Raw genomic sequence first — 15,713 nt, 5'->3', positions numbered from 1 at the left:
CGGCAGCACCGCGAGCATGAACACCAACGCCTTGGGGTTGCTGACGTTCACCAGGAACCCCCGGAACACCAGCGCCATCGGCTTGCCGATTTGCCGGACGGCAGCGTCGTCGCTCATGTCATTGGGCAGCGCGCGCCATTGCTTGACCGCCAGGTAAACCAGATAGGCCACGCCAAACCATTTGATCGCGTAGAAAGCGGTGGCCGACGCCGCGAGGATTGCACCGACACCGGCGGCGACAATCGCAATCTGTAACGCCAGACCCAGTTGCAGGCCCAGGGCGTTCCAATAACCGCGCCAGAATCCGTATCGCAGACCGCTGGACATCGACGCAATGGCGCCGGCACCGGGAGAGAGACTGATCACCCAGCAGGCGGCAAAAAACGCCAGCCATGTTTGAAGCACCATCGCACACCTCGACTCAGACTCGTGACAGACGTCTAAGCTAATGCGGCTTTGGGCCGATGACTACCGATTTTTTGCGGGACAGGGCGTCGGCCGACCAGCGTTTACAGCATTAAGGCCCCTTCGCGAGCAAGTCGAATCGTCGCACCGCCGCTCCCACAGTGGATCAGTGTTGTTCACAAATATTGTGTTCACTGAAGACCCAGTGTGGGAGCGAGCTTGCTCGCGATAGCGGTCTGTCAGGCAACAGAAGTCTTACTTTTCAAAACCGCTGGAAGGGAATACATCGCTGCCGCGCCAGCGTCGAACCGAGCGCTGGAAGAACAGGCTATTGGGCACTTGCACCATGGCGCTGCCGGTGCCGAGCTCTTCGGCTTCGATCAGCGTGGTAAAGAGCAGATTGATCGCAACGACCCGGCCTTTGACGCCGGGCTTGTCGGTGGTGTCCACCAACTCGACCACGTCGCCGAGGCGGAACGGGCCGACGGTGAAGATCAGGATTGCGCACAACAGATTCGAGAGCACGCTCCACATGGCGAAGAACGCCACTGCCGCTACCGCGACAAACCCGGACAACGCGGTCCAGAGCACCGTCGCCGACACCCCGAGGCGTTCCAGCACGAAGATCAGCGCGCTGCCCATGATCAGCCAGCGCAGACCACCGCGCAGCGGCATCAGCAATTGTGGCGGAAACGGATAACGCTCACCCAGGCGAGTCAGGCACTTGGCGACGCAGCGCTGGGCAACATATCCCGCCAACAGAATCAGCAGGATCTGCACGAAGAGCCAGATCGGCTCGATCCACACAGCAGGCAATGGCAGCTTGAAGGCTTCCATCAGGACAGCGCCTCCAGCTCCGCCTGCATGCTTTCGAGCAGTTCCAGCGCTTCCATCCAGGCTTCTTCCAGCTCGGCTTCACGGACCTTCAGCTTGGCCTGTTCGGCCAGCAGATCACGCAAATCGTTCTTGCGCGCGGGCTCGTAAATGTCGCTGTCGCCGAGGCTGGTATCGATCTTCGCCAGTTTCTCGTGCAGCTTGCCCAGCTCGGCTTCGAGCTTGTCAGCCTCGCGCTTGTGCGGTGCCAGTTGCTGACGTAACGCGGCCGCCGCCTGGCGCTGGGCCTTCTTGTCGGTCTTGTCCGGATTGACCGGCGTATTGCTGACCGGGGCGTTGCGCTGACGGTAGTCCACCAGCCAACGGGTGTAGTCTTCCAGGTCGCCGTCGAACTCCTCGACCTTGCCGTCCGCCACCAGATAGAAATTGTCGGTGGTGCTTTTGAGCAAATGGCGATCGTGGGAGACCACCAGTACCGCGCCACTGAATTCCTGTAGGGCCATGGTCAGCGCCAGGCGCATTTCCAGGTCCAGGTGGTTGGTCGGTTCGTCGAGCAGCAGCAGGTTCGGCCGGCCCCAGGCGATCAACGCCAGCGCCAGACGGGCCTTTTCGCCACCGGAGAAGTTCAGCACCGGCTCATCGATCCGCGCACCGCGGAAGTCGAAACCACCGAGGAAGTCGCGCAGCGTCTGCTCGCGCTCGGTCGGCGCCAGGCGCTGCATGTGCAGCAACGGGCTGGCCTTGGAGTCGAGCGAATCCAGCTGATGCTGGGCGAAGTAACCGACGACGGTGTTCTCGCCACGGGTCAGTCGACCGGACAACGGCTCGAGTTCACCGGCGAGGTTTTTGATCAGGGTCGATTTACCGGCGCCGTTCGGGCCGAGCAAACCGATCCGTGCACCGGGGGTCAGTTGCAGCTTGACCTTCTCCAGCACGGCTCGCTCGCCGTAACCCAGTCGGGCGTCGGAGAGGTCAATCAACGGGCTGGAGATTTTCACTGATTCGCGGAAAACGAAATCGAATGGCGAATCGACGTGGGCGGCGGACAGTTCTTCCATCCGTTCCAGCGCCTTGATCCGGCTCTGGGCCTGACGGGCCTTGGTGGCCTGGGCCTTGAAACGGGCGATGTAGCTTTCCATGTGCGCACGTTGCGCCTGCTGCTTCTCGTAAGCCTGCTGTTGCTGGGCCAGACGCTCGGCACGGGCGCGTTCGAAGGCGCTGTAACCACCGCGATACAGGGTGATCTTGCGCTGATCGACGTGGGCCACGTGATCGACCACTGCATCGAGGAAGTCCCGGTCGTGGGAAATCAGCATCAAGGTGCCAGGATAGCTTTTGAGCCATTCTTCGAGCCAGATGATGGCGTCGAGGTCCAAGTGGTTGGTCGGTTCGTCGAGCAACAACAAGTCCGAGGGGCACATCAAAGCCTGCGCCAGGTTCAGACGCATCCGCCAACCACCAGAGAAATCTCCTACCTGGCGATCCATCTGTTCATTGGTGAACCCAAGGCCGGCCAGCAACTTGCGGGCCCGGGCGTCGGCGGTGTAACCGTCGGCGCTGTCGAGTTCCGAGTGCAGGCGGGCCTGAGCGGTACCGTCATGGGCCGCTTCGGCTGCCGCGAGGTCGCGTTGCACCTCGCGCAGGCGCAGGTCGCCATCGAGCACATAGTCGACCGCCACGCGATCGAGGGTGTCGATCTCCTGGCGCATGTGGGCGATGCGCCAGTCCACCGGCAGAAAGCAATCACCCGAGTCCGGGTGCAGGTCACCCAGAAGCAAGGCGAACAGGCTCGATTTGCCGGCGCCGTTGGCACCGATGAGGCCGGCTTTGTGGCCGGCGTGCAGGGTCAGCTCGGCGTCTTCTAGCAGACGTTGCGGGCCACGCTGTAAAGTCAGGTTCTGAAGTCGAATCATAATGGCGGCGGAGTCTACCAGCTTCGCTCGCAACTGGCGCGAGTAGCACTATGTCCTCTGACCTGTGGAGCTTTTCCCTTAGTACTTACGCCCGTCCCGGCGTTGAACCCGTATGCCTGCAATTGCAGTCGGCGGGTATCAATGTGTGCTTGCTGCTCTGCGGGCTGTGGCTGGGAGAACGTGGCGTCGTCTGTAACGAACACCGATTGCAGCAACTGCGTAGCGTGGCCGAGCCGTGGGACGCAGACGTGGTGCGTCCGCTGCGAGCCTTGCGGGTGAATTGGAAAGTCGTCGCCGCCGACGATGGCGAACTGAATGCTTTGCGCGAGCAAGTGAAGGCACTCGAAACGGAAGCCGAGCGACATCTGTTGGTGCGACTGGAACGATCGGCGCAGAGTTGGCCGCAAGGTGAGGCGACCGATCTATCGGCCTGGCTGGAAGGTGTAACGGCTGGCGCCGCCCACCTGGACCGCGACGCGCTGCATCAGCTGCGCGTCGCGGTAAGCAGCACTTAGGAAGCGCTGGTTGGGGTGGTTGCTGCGATCGATGCGGCGGCCGGCGTTGGCGCTGGCGTGGCTGTCGAGGTAGCTGCTGCTAAAGCAGACGTTGCTGCCGGAGCCAGGTTGGCTGGCTTGGCAACTGGCGCGGCGGCCGGCTTGGCGGCAACCGGTTTTTTCACCGCTGGTTTTGCAGCCGGTTTGGCAGTGGCAGGTTTGGCTGCTGGTTTCGCTGCAGCAGGTTTTGCAGCAGCAGTTTTGGCAGCCGGTTTGGCTGCAGCTTTTGCAGCTGGCTTGGCAGCAGTTTTAGTCGCGACTGATTTCGCGGCAGGCTTGGCAGCAGGTTTCGCTGCGGCAGTTTTTGCCGCTGGTTTTGCGGCCGGTTTGGCAGCTGCTTTAGCCGCTGCAGTTTTCGCCACCGCCGGTTTAGCAGCAGCGGTTCTTGCAGCCGGTTTAGCGGCAGCTGTTTTGGCAGCGGCTGGCTTGGCGGCAGGTTTTGCTGCGGCTGTTTTAGCAGCCGGTTTTGCAGCGCTAGCAGCGACTGGTTTTTTTGCCGCAGGTTTAGCGGCAGGTTTTGCTGCGGCTTTCACCGGTGCTTTGGCAACTGGTTTGACAGCAGACTTGGCCGGTGCTTTTGCAGCAGCCGGTTTGGCAGCGGCTTTCTTGGCAGGAGCCGCAGCAGGCTTGGCCGAACGCAGGGACAACGCCTTGCTGACAGCCTCTTGTACACGACCGACGCCCTGGGCCAATTTCAGGCTTTCTTGAGCATCGCGCTTGAGTTGCAGAATGTAGCTGCGAGTTTCGGATTGACGATCCTTGAGGGCATCGAGCAAGTCCTCAAGCTCCTTCACCGCGCCCTTGGCTTTGGCTTGTGCCTTGGCCTTGCCGGCCGCCGCAGCGTCCTGCAATTTGGTACGGGACTTGTGCAATTTTTCCTGCGCTTTTCCGCGCTGCTTTTCCAGTTTGGCGAGCAGTTTTTCAGCATCAGCCAAGGCTTGGGAACAAGCGTTTTCCAGATGCTCGAGCAAGCTGCCCGAGAGTTGTTGGAGTAAGTGCAACGGAGTATTTACAGGCTTCTTGGTGGCCGACATGGTTTACCTCCTGGCTGACGTGGGTGCGGCTCATACTAGACCTCTGCTGTTACCGCCGCTAGGGCATGTTGACAGTATCCAAAGCGCTGCGTTGCAACAGATTGAAATTCTTCTGCGCCTGCGCAAAACCAGTTCACCGTAGAGCGCATTCACACTGGCATAATCCCCCGCATCTCAGGTCGGAGAGTGCCCATGTCGCGCTACCTTTTTTTATCACTGTGCGTGTTTTTTTCCGTGGCTCAGGCCGCCGAAAAAACCAAAGAAAATGACACTCATGATCTCTCTTACAGCCTGGGCGCAAGCCTCGGCGAACGCCTGCGCCAGGAGGTTCCCGATCTGCAACTTCAGGCGCTGATCGAAGGCTTGCAACAAGCCTATCAAGGCAAACCCCTGGCGCTGAAAGATGAGCAGATCGAACAGATTCTTGCCGAGCACGAAGCCCAGGTCGCCTTGCAACCGAGCACGCCGCAAAGTGAAATCGCCCTCGAAAAAGAGCAGGCCTTTCTCGCCGAGGAAAAAGCCAGACCGGGCGTTCGTGAACTGGCAGATGGAATATTGCTAACGGAGTTGGCGCCAGGCACTGGTGCCAAAGCTGGCCCCAACGGCAAAGTCCAGGTGCTGTACATCGGTCGCCTTCCCGACGGCACGGTGTTCGATCAGAACAGTCAGCCGCAGTGGTTCAGTCTCGACAGCGTGATCAGCGGATGGCGCAGCGCGTTGCAGCAAATGCCGGTCGGTGCGAAATGGCGCTTGGTGATTCCATCGGCCGAAGCCTATGGCGCCGAGGGTGCCGGCGACCTGATTGCGCCGTTCACACCGCTGGTATTCGAAGTCGAATTGCGCGGTGCCACAAGCTGAATACCGGCAACGAAAAACGGCGCGCATAGCGCACCGTTTTTGGAGGTCTTGCAGGAAGGGGCTCAGGCTTGAACCGGGTCCTCTTCCTTGTGAGCGGTGTGCAGCACTTCGATCAGGCAGTCTTCCAGTTCGAAGCGCTCGTGCAACAGGCCACCCAGCTCTTTGAATTTCTCTGCCACGCATTGACCTGCATCACACAGGTCATTGAACGCTAGCAGCTTCTCGGTGATGACATCGATGCGAGGGTAGATGGTCTCGGCCAACTCAAGCCCGCGAGTGTCACCAAACGCTTTGGCTTCACCGGTCAGCTGTTCGTAGATCTCGAAGTGCCCGGCAGACACGTAATCGACCAGCACGCCGCAGAATTCCTGCAACGGCTTACGGTTCTCACCCAGTGCCTCAGGCTTGGCGCCGAGAGCATCATAGGCCCGAACCAGCTCGTGACGCTCCTGCAACCAGCGATCGATCAGCAGATGCACTCCACCCCAACGTTCCTGAGCATTCTGACAACTTTCGAGCATGGTGATCTCTCTTCCCTTGTGGGTCATGCTGCCCTACACCCGTCGCACACTTGAAGGTCAAGTATCGGCCAGGCAGAGCGTCATTCGAGCAACATAATTCCAATGACACGTGCGGGCCAGATTATGCCCGCGCGACAATGGCTTCAAGGTACGCAGGAGATAAAGTTCATACAAGTGTTTAATCACCCGCCAGCGCCCGGTGCGACGAACCGCCGCTGAGCGGTCGCAGACAGGCTTTCCAGACAACGCGCAGCAGCTGATAAATTCCCAGAATTGTCATCGCCATGAAGAACAGCAAACTCCATTCAGGAATGCTCAGGTCGAACAGTGTCCAGGAAATCTCCGCGCACTCGGCCTCCCCTTTAAACATCTGCGTGGCCTGACACAACCAAGGCATATCCTCGTACTGAACTGCCAGATTGGGCGAGCACGTCAACAGCTGATGCATTGGATCGCTCTGCAGCAATACCTGCCGCCACGCCGTGACCGTACCCGCCAGACTGCAAAACAGCCCGAGCATCCAATACAGGAAAGAGCCAAAGCGGCCCGGCCCATGGACCGAAGCCACCAGGCAGACACCCGTGAGCAACGCGAGGCAAAAGCGCTGCAACAGGCACAACCCGCAAGGCTTGAGGCCGACCGCATATTCCAGGTAATAGGACACGCCCAGGGCCAGGGCACCTGCAATGAAAGCCATGAAAAACAAAGAGCGTGAGCAGGCCAAAGACATGGCATTTCCGTAACAGTAGAGACAGGCAGTTACGGTAGAGGAAAGCGCTGCAGCCTTTCAAGGCAGGCCAGCGGGGACACTTCAACAGAAGTGTAGGGAATTCCCGACAGGAACGAGACGATTAGGTGTAGTCCTCTGTAGGACTTTGCCGGCGAAGGATTACAACGCTGAAACAGTGGCGGATTCGAAGCGATTCCCGCCCCCTGTAGCAGCTGGCGCAGCCTGCGTTCGGCTGCGCAGCAGTCGTCCAAGTTTATGCGACTCGCCTGACCAAACCGTGGTGTCTGTTTTGCGACTGCTGCGCAGCCGAACGCAGGCTGCGTCAGCTGCTACAGGGGCAGGAATCACGCGTGAACAGGAACCGGCAACGGTGCCGCCAGCAAGCGCTCGTCCAGCAAGCCCAAGCCCTCCTGGAACAACTGATTGCTGCGCTCGGTGTCACCCAGCTGCGCCAGCAGCCGCGCCAGTTCCGCACAGGCTTCCGGGTTGCGCTGCACGCGCAAGCTGCTTTCCAGATAATCCCGGGCCTTGCCCCAAAGGCTGCTTTGCAGACACAAGCGCCCCAGGGTCAGCAGCAGGCTCGGGTCGGCCGGATGATCCTTGAGCCAGCCCTCGGCGGTGTGCAGTTGACGTGCCGGATCGCTACCGCGAACGAGTCCGTAGAGGCGCGCCAGATGACTGTCATAGTTGCGCTTGAGAGCCGTCCGCAGGATCTCTTCGGCCTCGACCTGAGCACCCAGTTGCCGAAGTTGCTCGGCATAAGCGAGCACCAGTTGCGGCTCCTGGCGTTGAGCTGAGGTCAACTGCTGCCAGGCGCGATTGAGCGATTGCAAGCCGACCGTCCCGTCTTCTTCCTGATGCGCCGCCAGGGACAGGTTCTCACCCCAGGCCCGGCGTTCCAGTTCGGCCAGTTCGGCCGGTGGCAGGACCTTGTCCTTGCGTAGCTCCGGCAGCAGACGAATCACGGCCGACCAGTCGCCCCGCTGTTGGTGCAAGCGCTGCAACTGGCGCAAGGTCTGGACGTTATGAGGATGACGCTCGTGCATGGCTTGCAGGGTCACCAGGGCGCCTTCGGTATCGCCGCGGTCGGTCTGTAATTGTGCGTGGCTCAGGGCAATTGCCAACTCTGCCTGAGGCTGTCGCTCCAGAGCGCGCTCCAGCAGGTTGTCGCTTTCCTCGTATTGACCTTGTTCGTTCGCGGCCCGGGCAGCGCCGAGGTAGTAAAGCAAAGGCTGGCGCTCGGCTTCCGCTGCCCGATGCAGATGACGCTGCGCACTGGCCCAGCGACCTTCGGCCAGATCCAGCTGACCGTGTTCAATTGCCACCTGCACACGGCGACTGCGATTGCGCCGCGACCATGGATTGACCACGCCACTGGAGGTCGTCACCAATTCGATCAACGCCTTGATGCCCCAGAACACCAGCCAGAGCACGGCGACCAACGCCAGGGTTGCCCACAGGCTCGATTCGTAACGGAAGCTTTTGTAGGCGATCAGCACGTAACCGGAATGCTCGGCAATCGCCAGCCCCAGCGCGGCAGCAGCGGCGATCACCAGGAACACGATCACATAGAGGCGTTTCATGGCGTCGCCTCCTGAGCGGTGTCCGCGGCAGGTTTGGCCATCGGTTTGATCGAGTCCTCGGCGTTGACATTACGCCGCTCCAGATACCCCTGAACCGCACTCAGCGTGCCGGTCAGGTCTGGCGTGACAACGGTGACCGGTTGCTTGCTCAACTCGCCAACCTGCTCAAGCATCACTTTGCTCTGAGGGTTGTCCGGGTTGAAGTTGCCCTTGAGCACGTCCCGCGCTTCGGCAAGCGCCTGGGTATAAACCGCGGCCTGGCCATTGAGCGCGGCCCATTGCGCCTGCTCCAGCGCCAGGCTCAGGGCCAGGCGCACCTGGCTCAGGCTCTGCCCGGCCAGCAACGGACGCACATTCTTGTCGGCGTTAAAGTCGATGCGGATGTAGCGCGAGACCTGATCCCACCATTGCGCCCAACGACTGGCGCCGTCGCCATCAGCGGTGAGACCCAACAGGGATTCACCCCGGTCCTTGTACTCGGGTGCCAGCTCGGTGAGGCTGATCACCTGATCGCGCAGCGCCCCCAGTCGCAGGAACAGACCGGTGCGATCCGGCTGTTGGGTGCTACGCAATGCCACCAGCGTTTTGGCCACTTGCTCGCGAGCGGCAAAGGAACCCGGGTCGTTCTGTTCGCGCAGAATTTCATCGGCGCCCTGCACCAGGGCCTGGGCACTGCTGATGTCCTGCAACGCGGAAAGACGCAGGCTGGCCAGACGCAGCAGGTGCTCGGCCTCGGCCAGACGCCAATCCTTGCGGCTGGCGCCGAGAACCGTTTCCAGACGTTGATTCAAGCGTTGCTGATCGCCTTGAAGTTGAGTGACCAAACGACTGCGCGCATCGAGCTCGTCGGCGGCAGGCATTTGTTCCAGGCGAGCAGTCAGGCGTTGTTCATTGAGCTTCAGGTCCTGCGCCTGATCGTTCAATGCCTGGACCTGACTCAACTGCAGTTGAGTATTGGCTTGCAGGTGACGCACCTGCCAGACTCCCCAACCGCCCACGGCGACACCGGCAGCGCCCAGCAGCAGCGCGACGATTGCCAGCCCATTGCCTCGGCGCTGCGCTGCAGCAGGCCCAGTTTCAACCGGTGCTTCAACCGGTGCATCGAGCACTGGCTGGACGTCATCTTTCGGCAAGGCTGTTTCGCTCACGTATCCATCCTTTGCATTAGAGAACGGGTCCGGGATGCTCCCGTAACGCCGTCAGCAAAGCCGCGGCACTGGCGCCACGACAATCCACAACTGTTTGGGCCCCGGCGGCACGTGCCAGCTCGGCGACCCGGGGGCTTGGAACAAACAACGGCAACCGCGCCAATTGCGGCCAGGCATCGCCGGCCAATTGATGCAGGTGCTCAAAACCCTGTCCACTGCTGACCACCAGCCCGTTCAAGCGTTCCGCTTCGATCCGGTCAGGCAGCGCTGCCGGCGGGTATTGCGGCAGGTCGCGGCGGTACAACTCAAGATACTCGACACTAGCACCAAGCTCGCGCAAACGCTCAGCCAGCAACTCGCGCCCGCCCTCCCCGCGCATGATCAGCACGCGCGGATCGGGCCGCGCGATTGCCTCGCGCAACTGAGGAAGTTCAAGCAAGGCTTCGCTGTCATCGCCATCCAACGGGAAGCGGATGTCCAACCCGCGATCCTCGAGGATCTGCGCGGTGGCTGCGCCCACGCTGAACCACTTCAAACGAGGGGGTTGCGGCCGATACCGGTCGAGCAGATCCACAGCAATTCTGGCGGCCGGTTTGCTGACCACGATCACCGCGCAATAGCGATCCAGACCCTGAATCACCTCGCGCATTGTGTCAGAGACAGGAATCGGCTCGATCTCCAGAAGCGGCAAACTGCTGCTGAAAATCCCCTTTTCGGCCAAAAGACTGCTCAGCCCCGCCGACTCATCCGCGGGACGCGTCAGCAGCAGGCGCCAGCCCGTCACTCGTGACCTGCCTCGCCGTAGACCGCTTTCAGGATGTCGTTGGCGCCTTGACTCAGCAGGTCTTCAGCCACTTGCACGCCCAAGGCTTCGGCTTCGCTACGTGGCGCACGAGCCTCGGCGCTGAGCAGCAGACCGCCGTTCGGATCACCAACAAGACCACGCAACCAGATCTGCTCGCCTTCAAGCACGGCATAGCAGGCGATCGGCACTTGGCAGCCGCCATTCAAATGTTTGTTGAGAGCCCGTTCGGCGGTCACGCGGGTGGCGGTGTCCTGATGGTGCAGCGGTGCCAACAGCGCGTGAATTTCGCTGTCGACGCTGCGGCATTCGATACCCACCGCGCCTTGGCCACCGGCCGGCAGACTGTCGTCGACGCTGATGGCCGAGGTGATGCGATCTTCAAAGCCGAGACGAATCAGGCCGGCAGCAGCGAGGATAATGGCGTCGTATTCGCCGGCATCGAGCTTGGCCAGGCGCGTGTTGACGTTGCCGCGCAGGAAGCGAATTTCCAGGTCGGGACGACGGGTCAGCAACTGGGCCTGACGGCGCAGGCTGGAGGTGCCGACGATGCTGCCTTGCGGCAATTCGTCCAGGCTGGCGTAGGTATTGGAAACGAAGGCATCACGCGGGTCTTCTCGCTCGCAGATGCAAAACAGACCGAGGCCTTCAGGGAAGTCCATCGGCACGTCTTTCATGGAGTGCACAGCGATGTCGGCTTCATTTTCCAGCAGCGCGGTTTCAAGCTCTTTGACGAACAGGCCCTTGCCACCGATTTTCGACAGTGGCGAGTCGAGCAACTTGTCACCGCGACTGACCATGGGCACCAACGTCACGAGCAGACCCGGATGGGCCTCTTCCAGACGAGCTTTGACGTATTCGGCCTGCCACAGGGCGAGAGCACTTTTACGGGTGGCGATGCGGATTTCGCGAGAGGACATGGATCAATCCGTACTGAATAGATACGGCGGATAATAACAGCTCAGCCAAATCCACTTTGACTTGTATCAGAAACCGCGTGGCCTCCCTGGCCTCAGACATCCAGCAACCGGGATGAAACCCGCCCGTAAATGGCGAATTAAAGCTGCTGCATCATCTTGCGCACGCCGGCCACATGCCGTCGGCTGACGATCAGGGCATCGCCGTTCAAGCCTTTGAGGAACAGCTGAAAATGCCCCAGAGGCGTGCGCTGCAGGCGTTCGATGCGTTCGCGGGCGACCAGCGCGTTGCGGTGGATGCGCACGAAGCGGTCGCCAAATTCATCTTCAAGGGCCTTGAGCGGCTCATCCAGCAGCACTTCGCCGCCTTCGTGGCGCAAGGTCACGTATTTGTGATCCGCAATGAAGTAGACCACCTGACCCAACGGGATCAGTTCGATACCTTTACGGGTACGGGCGCTGATGTGGCTGCGCGGGCCGCTGCCACTTTCGGCGGCGGGACGGGTCAGGGCCGCAAGCTGGACGCGATTGGGCCGCTCGGCTTTTTTCAACGCTTCATGCAATTGTTCTGTACGCACAGGTTTCACCAGATAGCCTACGGCGCTGGCCTGTAAGGCTTCCACGGCAAATTCATCGGGCCCTGTGCAAAACACCACGGCGGGCGGGGTTTCGCGTTCGCACAATCGTGCAGCCACTTGCAGGCCATCGAGGCCCGGCATGCCGATATCGAGCAGCACGATATCGGGTTTGTGGCTGTCGATCAGAGCCAACGCCTCATCGCCGTTCGTGGCGCTAGGCTCCAGGACACTGTATCCCTCGAGTTCGCCAACCATTCGGCTCAGGCGCTCGCGGACAAGGGGTTCGTCATCAACGATCAGGACATTCATATTGCGCTGGATTCCTGCGTGAGTCTCGCACAAGGATAGCGTAGACAGGTGAAGTGACGTCCGTCACCGCGATCCACGCTAAGACTAGCGCGAGGGCCAAAAAGTGCCGCCCGTCCGACGGCTAAATTTTCATCTGTCGTGCGTTTGGCGGCCCAGGCCCGCGTTGGCGAGGCATCGCCGTAGGGTTTGTTGATACACAATATGAACACCCCCTCTTCTTATAGTCAGCTGCAGCGTCTGGAAGTGCGCTGATCCTACTGTCCAACTGTAGACGGTTGCCGGCACGATATTGCGCAATTGAAAAATATCGTTGCGCAAATCCCCTCGGCGTTGATTCGAGTATGGACCGCCGCCTGAGAAAAAAACGTATCGACCAGTGTCAGCGACAGGATTGGCAACCCTGTTATTATTCGCGACAGCTTTCTACGCCATCTTTCTTCAGCCGACACGAGCGAATTCATGAGCACTGACAAGACCAATCAGTCCTGGGGCGGCCGCTTCAGTGAACCCGTCGACGCCTTCGTCGCCCGCTTCACCGCCTCCGTCACTTTCGACCAGCGCCTGTATCGCCACGACATCATGGGCTCGATCGCTCACGCCACGATGCTGGCCAAGGTCGGCGTGTTGACCGATGCCGAGCGCGACAGCATCACTGATGGCCTGAAGACCATCCAGGGTGAAATCGAGGCCGGCCAGTTCGACTGGCGCATCGACCTCGAAGACGTGCACATGAACATCGAGGCGCGTCTGACCGACCGCATCGGCGTCACCGGTAAAAAGCTGCACACCGGCCGCAGCCGTAACGACCAGGTCGCCACCGACATCCGCCTGTGGCTGCGCGACGAGATCGACCTGATCCTGAGCGAAATCACCCGCCTGCAAAAAGGCTTGCTGGAGCAGGCCGAGCGCGAAGCCGGTAGCATCATGCCCGGCTTCACTCACCTGCAAACCGCACAGCCGGTAACCTTCGGGCACCACATGCTGGCCTGGTTCGAGATGCTCAGCCGCGACTACGAGCGTCTGGTCGACTGCCGCAAGCGTACCAACCGCATGCCACTGGGCAGCGCCGCACTGGCGGGCACCACCTACCCGATCGACCGCGAATACACCGCTCAACTGCTGGGCTTCGACGCCGTGGGCGGCAACTCGCTGGACAACGTGTCCGATCGTGACTTCGCCATCGAATTCTGCTCGGCCGCGAGCATCGCGATGATGCACTTGTCGCGCTTCTCCGAAGAGCTGGTGCTGTGGACCAGCGCGCAGTTCCAGTTCATCGATCTGCCGGACCGTTTCTGCACCGGTAGCTCGATCATGCCGCAAAAGAAAAACCCGGACGTTCCAGAGCTGGTGCGTGGCAAGACCGGTCGCGTATTCGGCGCACTGATGGGCCTGCTGACCCTGATGAAAGGCCAGCCCCTGGCCTACAACAAGGACAACCAGGAAGATAAAGAGCCACTGTTCGACGCTGCCGACACGTTGCGCGACTCGCTGCGGGCCTTTGCCGACATGATCCCGGCGATCAAACCCAAGCACGCAATGATGCGTGAAGCAGCCCTGCGCGGCTTCTCCACCGCCACCGACCTGGCCGACTACCTCGTACGTCGTGGCCTGCCGTTCCGTGACTGCCACGAAATCGTTGGCCATGCCGTGAAGTACGGCGTGGAAAGCGGTAAAGACCTGGCGGAAATGAGCCTGGAAGAGTTGCGCAAGTTCAGCGACCAGATCGATCAGGACGTGTTTGCCGTGCTGACCCTGGAAGGCTCGGTGAATGCCCGTGACCACATCGGCGGGACTGCGCCGGCACAGGTCAAGAAGGCTGTGGCTCGCGGCCAGGAATTACTCGCCAGCCGTTAAAAGCATCGCGGGCAAGCCCGCTCCCACAAGGATCTCCGACTGGCCAAAATCTATGGCAGACAGAGAAACCTGTGGGAGCGGGCTTGCCCGCGATGACTGACTTCAGAGCACTACAAAACCTACTTTTTGGACGCGATCATCTCCAAAAACGCTGGCATTGCCGCGTCCTTGTCCTTCGCAATCCGCTGCACATTCGGATTTTGCCCCAGACGTTCCAACAGCGCCTTGGCCGCCGGCATCTCAGCCAGCAAATCCAGGTCAAACAGCTTCTGCGCCACCGCACAGGCCAGCGGCACGCTGTAGAGGAAATACAAATCCGCAATGCTCAGGCTGTCACCTGCCACATAAGGGGCGAACTTGCCGTGCCTGCCCAGTGAGGCAAACCCCAGCAGCAACTCGGCTTTGGTCTTGTCCTTGATCGCATCCGGCACAGTCATGCCGAAAAATGCTTCGGCATAGCAGGCACGCCCCGGCAATTCGATGTACAGCTCGATTTCCTTGGCCAGTGCCAGGACCTGCGAACGCTCAAAGGGATCGCTCGGCAACAGCGGCGTGCCTTTCTGGCTTTGTTCGAGGAACTCGAGAATCACGCTGGTTTCGTTGACGAAACCCTGTTCGACACCCAGCACCGGCACCTTCCCGCGCGGGCTGACGGCTAATGCCTCGGGGCTCGGCCCCGGGTAAAACAGTACCTCTTCAAACGGCAGTCCCTTCTCGAGCAGCGCCAGCTTGGCCATGTTGTAGTAGTTGCTGACGGAAAATCCATAAAGCTTGAGCATTACATAGCCTCCAGGCCGTGCGGGGTTGGCAGGTGCCTTTTATAGAACGCCGCGACGTTTCTTGCCAGCAGCATCACAGCGCTGAATGCAGGTAAACTGGCCGCCTTAACTTGAGGAGCCTGCCATGAGCGAGCCAACCCCCGGCACCAACAATGACGACATCGACGAAGAAGAATTCGCCGAAAACACCCTGGTCGAAGCCATCGAAAACCAGATCGAAAGCGACAATCCGCCAGCCGCCAAGGCAACCTTCAACAAGCTGACATTGGTGGGTTACGAGCGTGAAGAAATCCTCAATCTGATGGCCCACGTTCTGGCCGTGGAAATCGACGCGATCCTCGAAGAAGACCGCGCGTTCAACACTGAATGGTATGAAGCCGCGTTGCGTGCATTGCCAGAGTTGCCGCCGGAAAAGAAATAAGATCAAAAGATCGCACCTGTCGAAGGCTGCGATCTTTTTCAATTCAGGCAACCGTTTCTCAGACTCTGACTACACTGAATCCACCCCGCTGCCGCACCACCCACCGGGGAATGCTTCCCAAGGCGAAAAAACCCTGTCGCGAGCACTGGACATGCCGCCCGAGTGGGATCACCTTAGGGACGCTGTCGTCCAATTCCTAGAAAGTCTGGAGTCCTTATGTCGCTTACCCCTGAGTTGGTTGCCGAACTGGAAATCCTCGCACTCTTCAACCTGGACAGTTCCCAGGAAGGTTTGAAAATTCATCAGACCGCTGCCCCGAAAGCCATTGCCGCCGCCCAAAGACTGTTCGACAAAGAACTGATCACTCAGCCCGATGGCGGTTATCTGACCAGCCTGGGCCGTGATGCCGCGCAAAATGTGCAAACCGTTCTGACCATTCTCAACGTCCGGGAAACTGCCTGAGCATTGCCGTA

17 protein-coding genes and 1 pseudogene are annotated in these 15,713 nt (G+C 60.2%); 5 read left to right on the top strand and 13 right to left on the bottom strand.

The features are described from left to right. From WLY71_RS15025 to WLY71_RS15015, 3 genes are all read right to left on the bottom strand, one after another. The coding region (locus WLY71_RS15025) for a LysE family translocator (protein ID WP_347804164.1) at positions 1-408 on the bottom strand (408 nt) is incomplete at its 3' end. 252 nt (positions 409-660) lie between these two features. Continuing rightward, positions 661-1,242: a mechanosensitive ion channel domain-containing protein gene (locus WLY71_RS15020; protein WP_347804163.1), complete on the bottom strand. Its 582-nt coding sequence runs from the start codon at positions 1,240-1,242 to the stop codon at positions 661-663. Next, positions 1,242-3,152: an ATP-binding cassette domain-containing protein gene (locus WLY71_RS15015; protein WP_347804162.1), complete on the bottom strand. Its 1,911-nt coding sequence runs from the start codon at positions 3,150-3,152 to the stop codon at positions 1,242-1,244. Before WLY71_RS15015 ends, WLY71_RS15020 begins: the two co-directional genes overlap by 1 nt. A gap of 50 nt (positions 3,153-3,202) precedes the next feature. Here WLY71_RS15015 and WLY71_RS15010 point away from each other — a divergent pair, with 50 nt between their 5' ends. Further along, positions 3,203-3,667: a TIGR02444 family protein gene (locus WLY71_RS15010; RefSeq protein ID WP_347804161.1), complete on the top strand. Its 465-nt coding sequence runs from the start codon at positions 3,203-3,205 to the stop codon at positions 3,665-3,667. On the opposite strand, the gene WLY71_RS15005 is transcribed toward WLY71_RS15010, so the two are convergent. Next, the gene (locus WLY71_RS15005; protein WP_347804160.1) at positions 3,664-4,740 is read right to left on the bottom strand and encodes an AlgP family protein; all 1,077 of its coding nucleotides are present in this window, start codon (positions 4,738-4,740) and stop codon (positions 3,664-3,666) included. The genes WLY71_RS15010 and WLY71_RS15005 overlap by 4 nt on opposite strands. A 192-nt stretch (positions 4,741-4,932) precedes the next feature. Between WLY71_RS15005 and WLY71_RS15000 the strand changes: the two genes are divergently transcribed. Next, on the top strand, positions 4,933-5,598 hold the full coding sequence (locus tag WLY71_RS15000; RefSeq protein ID WP_149631204.1) for an FKBP-type peptidyl-prolyl cis-trans isomerase: 666 nt from the start codon (positions 4,933-4,935) through the stop codon (positions 5,596-5,598). A gap of 62 nt (positions 5,599-5,660) precedes the next feature. Here the strand turns inward: WLY71_RS15000 and WLY71_RS14995 are convergent, their stop codons facing one another. From WLY71_RS14995 to WLY71_RS31355, 8 genes and pseudogenes are all read right to left on the bottom strand, one after another. Then, positions 5,661-6,119: an Rsd/AlgQ family anti-sigma factor gene (locus WLY71_RS14995; protein WP_033053386.1), complete on the bottom strand. Its 459-nt coding sequence runs from the start codon at positions 6,117-6,119 to the stop codon at positions 5,661-5,663. Between the two features lie 178 nt (positions 6,120-6,297). Further along, positions 6,298-6,849: a disulfide bond formation protein B gene (locus tag WLY71_RS14990; RefSeq protein WP_347804159.1), complete on the bottom strand. Its 552-nt coding sequence runs from the start codon at positions 6,847-6,849 to the stop codon at positions 6,298-6,300. Positions 6,850-7,193: 344 nt separating this feature from the next. Beyond that, positions 7,194-8,432: a heme biosynthesis protein HemY gene (locus tag WLY71_RS14985; protein ID WP_309676540.1), complete on the bottom strand. Its 1,239-nt coding sequence runs from the start codon at positions 8,430-8,432 to the stop codon at positions 7,194-7,196. Then, on the bottom strand, positions 8,429-9,580 hold the full coding sequence (locus WLY71_RS14980; protein WP_347804158.1) for a uroporphyrinogen-III C-methyltransferase: 1,152 nt from the start codon (positions 9,578-9,580) through the stop codon (positions 8,429-8,431). The genes WLY71_RS14985 and WLY71_RS14980 overlap by 4 nt, the downstream gene beginning before the upstream one ends. 16 nt (positions 9,581-9,596) lie before the next feature. Next, complete coding sequence (locus tag WLY71_RS14975) at positions 9,597-10,364, bottom strand: uroporphyrinogen-III synthase (protein WP_347804157.1); 768 nt, start codon at positions 10,362-10,364, stop codon at positions 9,597-9,599. Beyond that, entirely contained in the window at positions 10,361-11,302 is a 942-nt protein-coding gene (gene hemC, locus WLY71_RS14970) for a hydroxymethylbilane synthase (RefSeq protein ID WP_129440084.1), read from the bottom strand. Before hemC ends, WLY71_RS14975 begins: the two co-directional genes overlap by 4 nt. A 137-nt stretch (positions 11,303-11,439) precedes the next feature. Beyond that, positions 11,440-12,186 carry a LytR/AlgR family response regulator transcription factor gene (locus WLY71_RS14965; RefSeq protein ID WP_283182153.1) on the bottom strand — a complete coding sequence of 249 codons (747 nt, stop codon included), beginning with the start codon at positions 12,184-12,186 and terminating at the stop codon, positions 11,440-11,442. Beyond that, positions 12,183-12,299, bottom strand: a pseudogene (locus tag WLY71_RS31355) (sensor histidine kinase); the annotation flags it as partial. The gene WLY71_RS14965 and the pseudogene WLY71_RS31355, both read right to left, overlap by 4 nt. Before the next feature lie 346 nt (positions 12,300-12,645). Between WLY71_RS31355 and argH the strand changes: the two are divergent. After that, positions 12,646-14,040 carry an argininosuccinate lyase gene (gene argH, locus WLY71_RS14960; RefSeq protein ID WP_347804156.1) on the top strand — a complete coding sequence of 465 codons (1,395 nt, stop codon included), beginning with the start codon at positions 12,646-12,648 and terminating at the stop codon, positions 14,038-14,040. Positions 14,041-14,159: 119 nt separating this feature from the next. On the opposite strand, the gene WLY71_RS14955 is transcribed toward argH, so the two are convergent. Then, positions 14,160-14,819, bottom strand: coding sequence for a glutathione S-transferase family protein (locus tag WLY71_RS14955; RefSeq protein WP_347804155.1), 660 nt, complete (start codon positions 14,817-14,819; stop codon positions 14,160-14,162). A 124-nt stretch (positions 14,820-14,943) separates the two neighbouring features. Between WLY71_RS14955 and WLY71_RS14950 the strand changes: the two genes are divergently transcribed. Both WLY71_RS14950 and WLY71_RS14945 read left to right on the top strand, forming a co-directional pair. Then, positions 14,944-15,240, top strand: a complete 297-nt coding sequence (locus tag WLY71_RS14950; RefSeq protein WP_347804154.1) for a hypothetical protein — start codon at positions 14,944-14,946, stop codon at positions 15,238-15,240. A gap of 216 nt (positions 15,241-15,456) precedes the next feature. Further along, a complete protein-coding gene (locus WLY71_RS14945; RefSeq protein WP_008150272.1) occupies positions 15,457-15,702 on the top strand; it encodes a TIGR02647 family protein in 246 nt (81 codons plus the stop codon). Positions 15,703-15,713: the final 11 nt, after the last annotated feature.

The organism is Pseudomonas rossensis (genome assembly GCF_039888995.1).
Taxonomy (GTDB): domain Bacteria; phylum Pseudomonadota; class Gammaproteobacteria; order Pseudomonadales; family Pseudomonadaceae; genus Aquipseudomonas; species Aquipseudomonas rossensis.
Note: the sequence above shows the minus strand (reverse complement) of the source record. Positions and strands in the feature narration are given on the sequence as shown.

Bases quoted from the DNA above. Each gene is read 5' to 3' on its own strand.
- WLY71_RS14990 (WP_347804159.1), bottom strand. From the start codon at position 6,849: ATGTCTTTGGCCTGCTCACGCTCTTTGTTTTTCATGGCTTTCATTGCA.
- WLY71_RS15010 (WP_347804161.1), top strand. From the start codon at position 3,203: ATGTCCTCTGACCTGTGGAGCTTTTCCCTTAGTACTTACGCCCGTCCC.
- WLY71_RS15020 (WP_347804163.1), bottom strand. From the start codon at position 1,242: ATGGAAGCCTTCAAGCTGCCATTGCCTGCTGTGTGGATCGAGCCGATC.
- WLY71_RS14950 (WP_347804154.1), top strand. From the start codon at position 14,944: ATGAGCGAGCCAACCCCCGGCACCAACAATGACGACATCGACGAAGAA.
- WLY71_RS14995 (WP_033053386.1), bottom strand. From the start codon at position 6,119: ATGCTCGAAAGTTGTCAGAATGCTCAGGAACGTTGGGGTGGAGTGCAT.
- WLY71_RS15015 (WP_347804162.1), bottom strand. From the start codon at position 3,152: ATGATTCGACTTCAGAACCTGACTTTACAGCGTGGCCCGCAACGTCTG.
- WLY71_RS14955 (WP_347804155.1), bottom strand. From the start codon at position 14,819: ATGCTCAAGCTTTATGGATTTTCCGTCAGCAACTACTACAACATGGCC.
- WLY71_RS14985 (WP_309676540.1), bottom strand. From the start codon at position 8,432: ATGAAACGCCTCTATGTGATCGTGTTCCTGGTGATCGCCGCTGCTGCC.
- WLY71_RS14965 (WP_283182153.1), bottom strand. From the start codon at position 12,186: ATGAATGTCCTGATCGTTGATGACGAACCCCTTGTCCGCGAGCGCCTG.
- WLY71_RS14945 (WP_008150272.1), top strand. From the start codon at position 15,457: ATGTCGCTTACCCCTGAGTTGGTTGCCGAACTGGAAATCCTCGCACTC.
- hemC (WP_129440084.1), bottom strand. From the start codon at position 11,302: ATGTCCTCTCGCGAAATCCGCATCGCCACCCGTAAAAGTGCTCTCGCC.
- WLY71_RS15005 (WP_347804160.1), bottom strand. From the start codon at position 4,740: ATGTCGGCCACCAAGAAGCCTGTAAATACTCCGTTGCACTTACTCCAA.
- WLY71_RS15000 (WP_149631204.1), top strand. From the start codon at position 4,933: ATGTCGCGCTACCTTTTTTTATCACTGTGCGTGTTTTTTTCCGTGGCT.
- argH (WP_347804156.1), top strand. From the start codon at position 12,646: ATGAGCACTGACAAGACCAATCAGTCCTGGGGCGGCCGCTTCAGTGAA.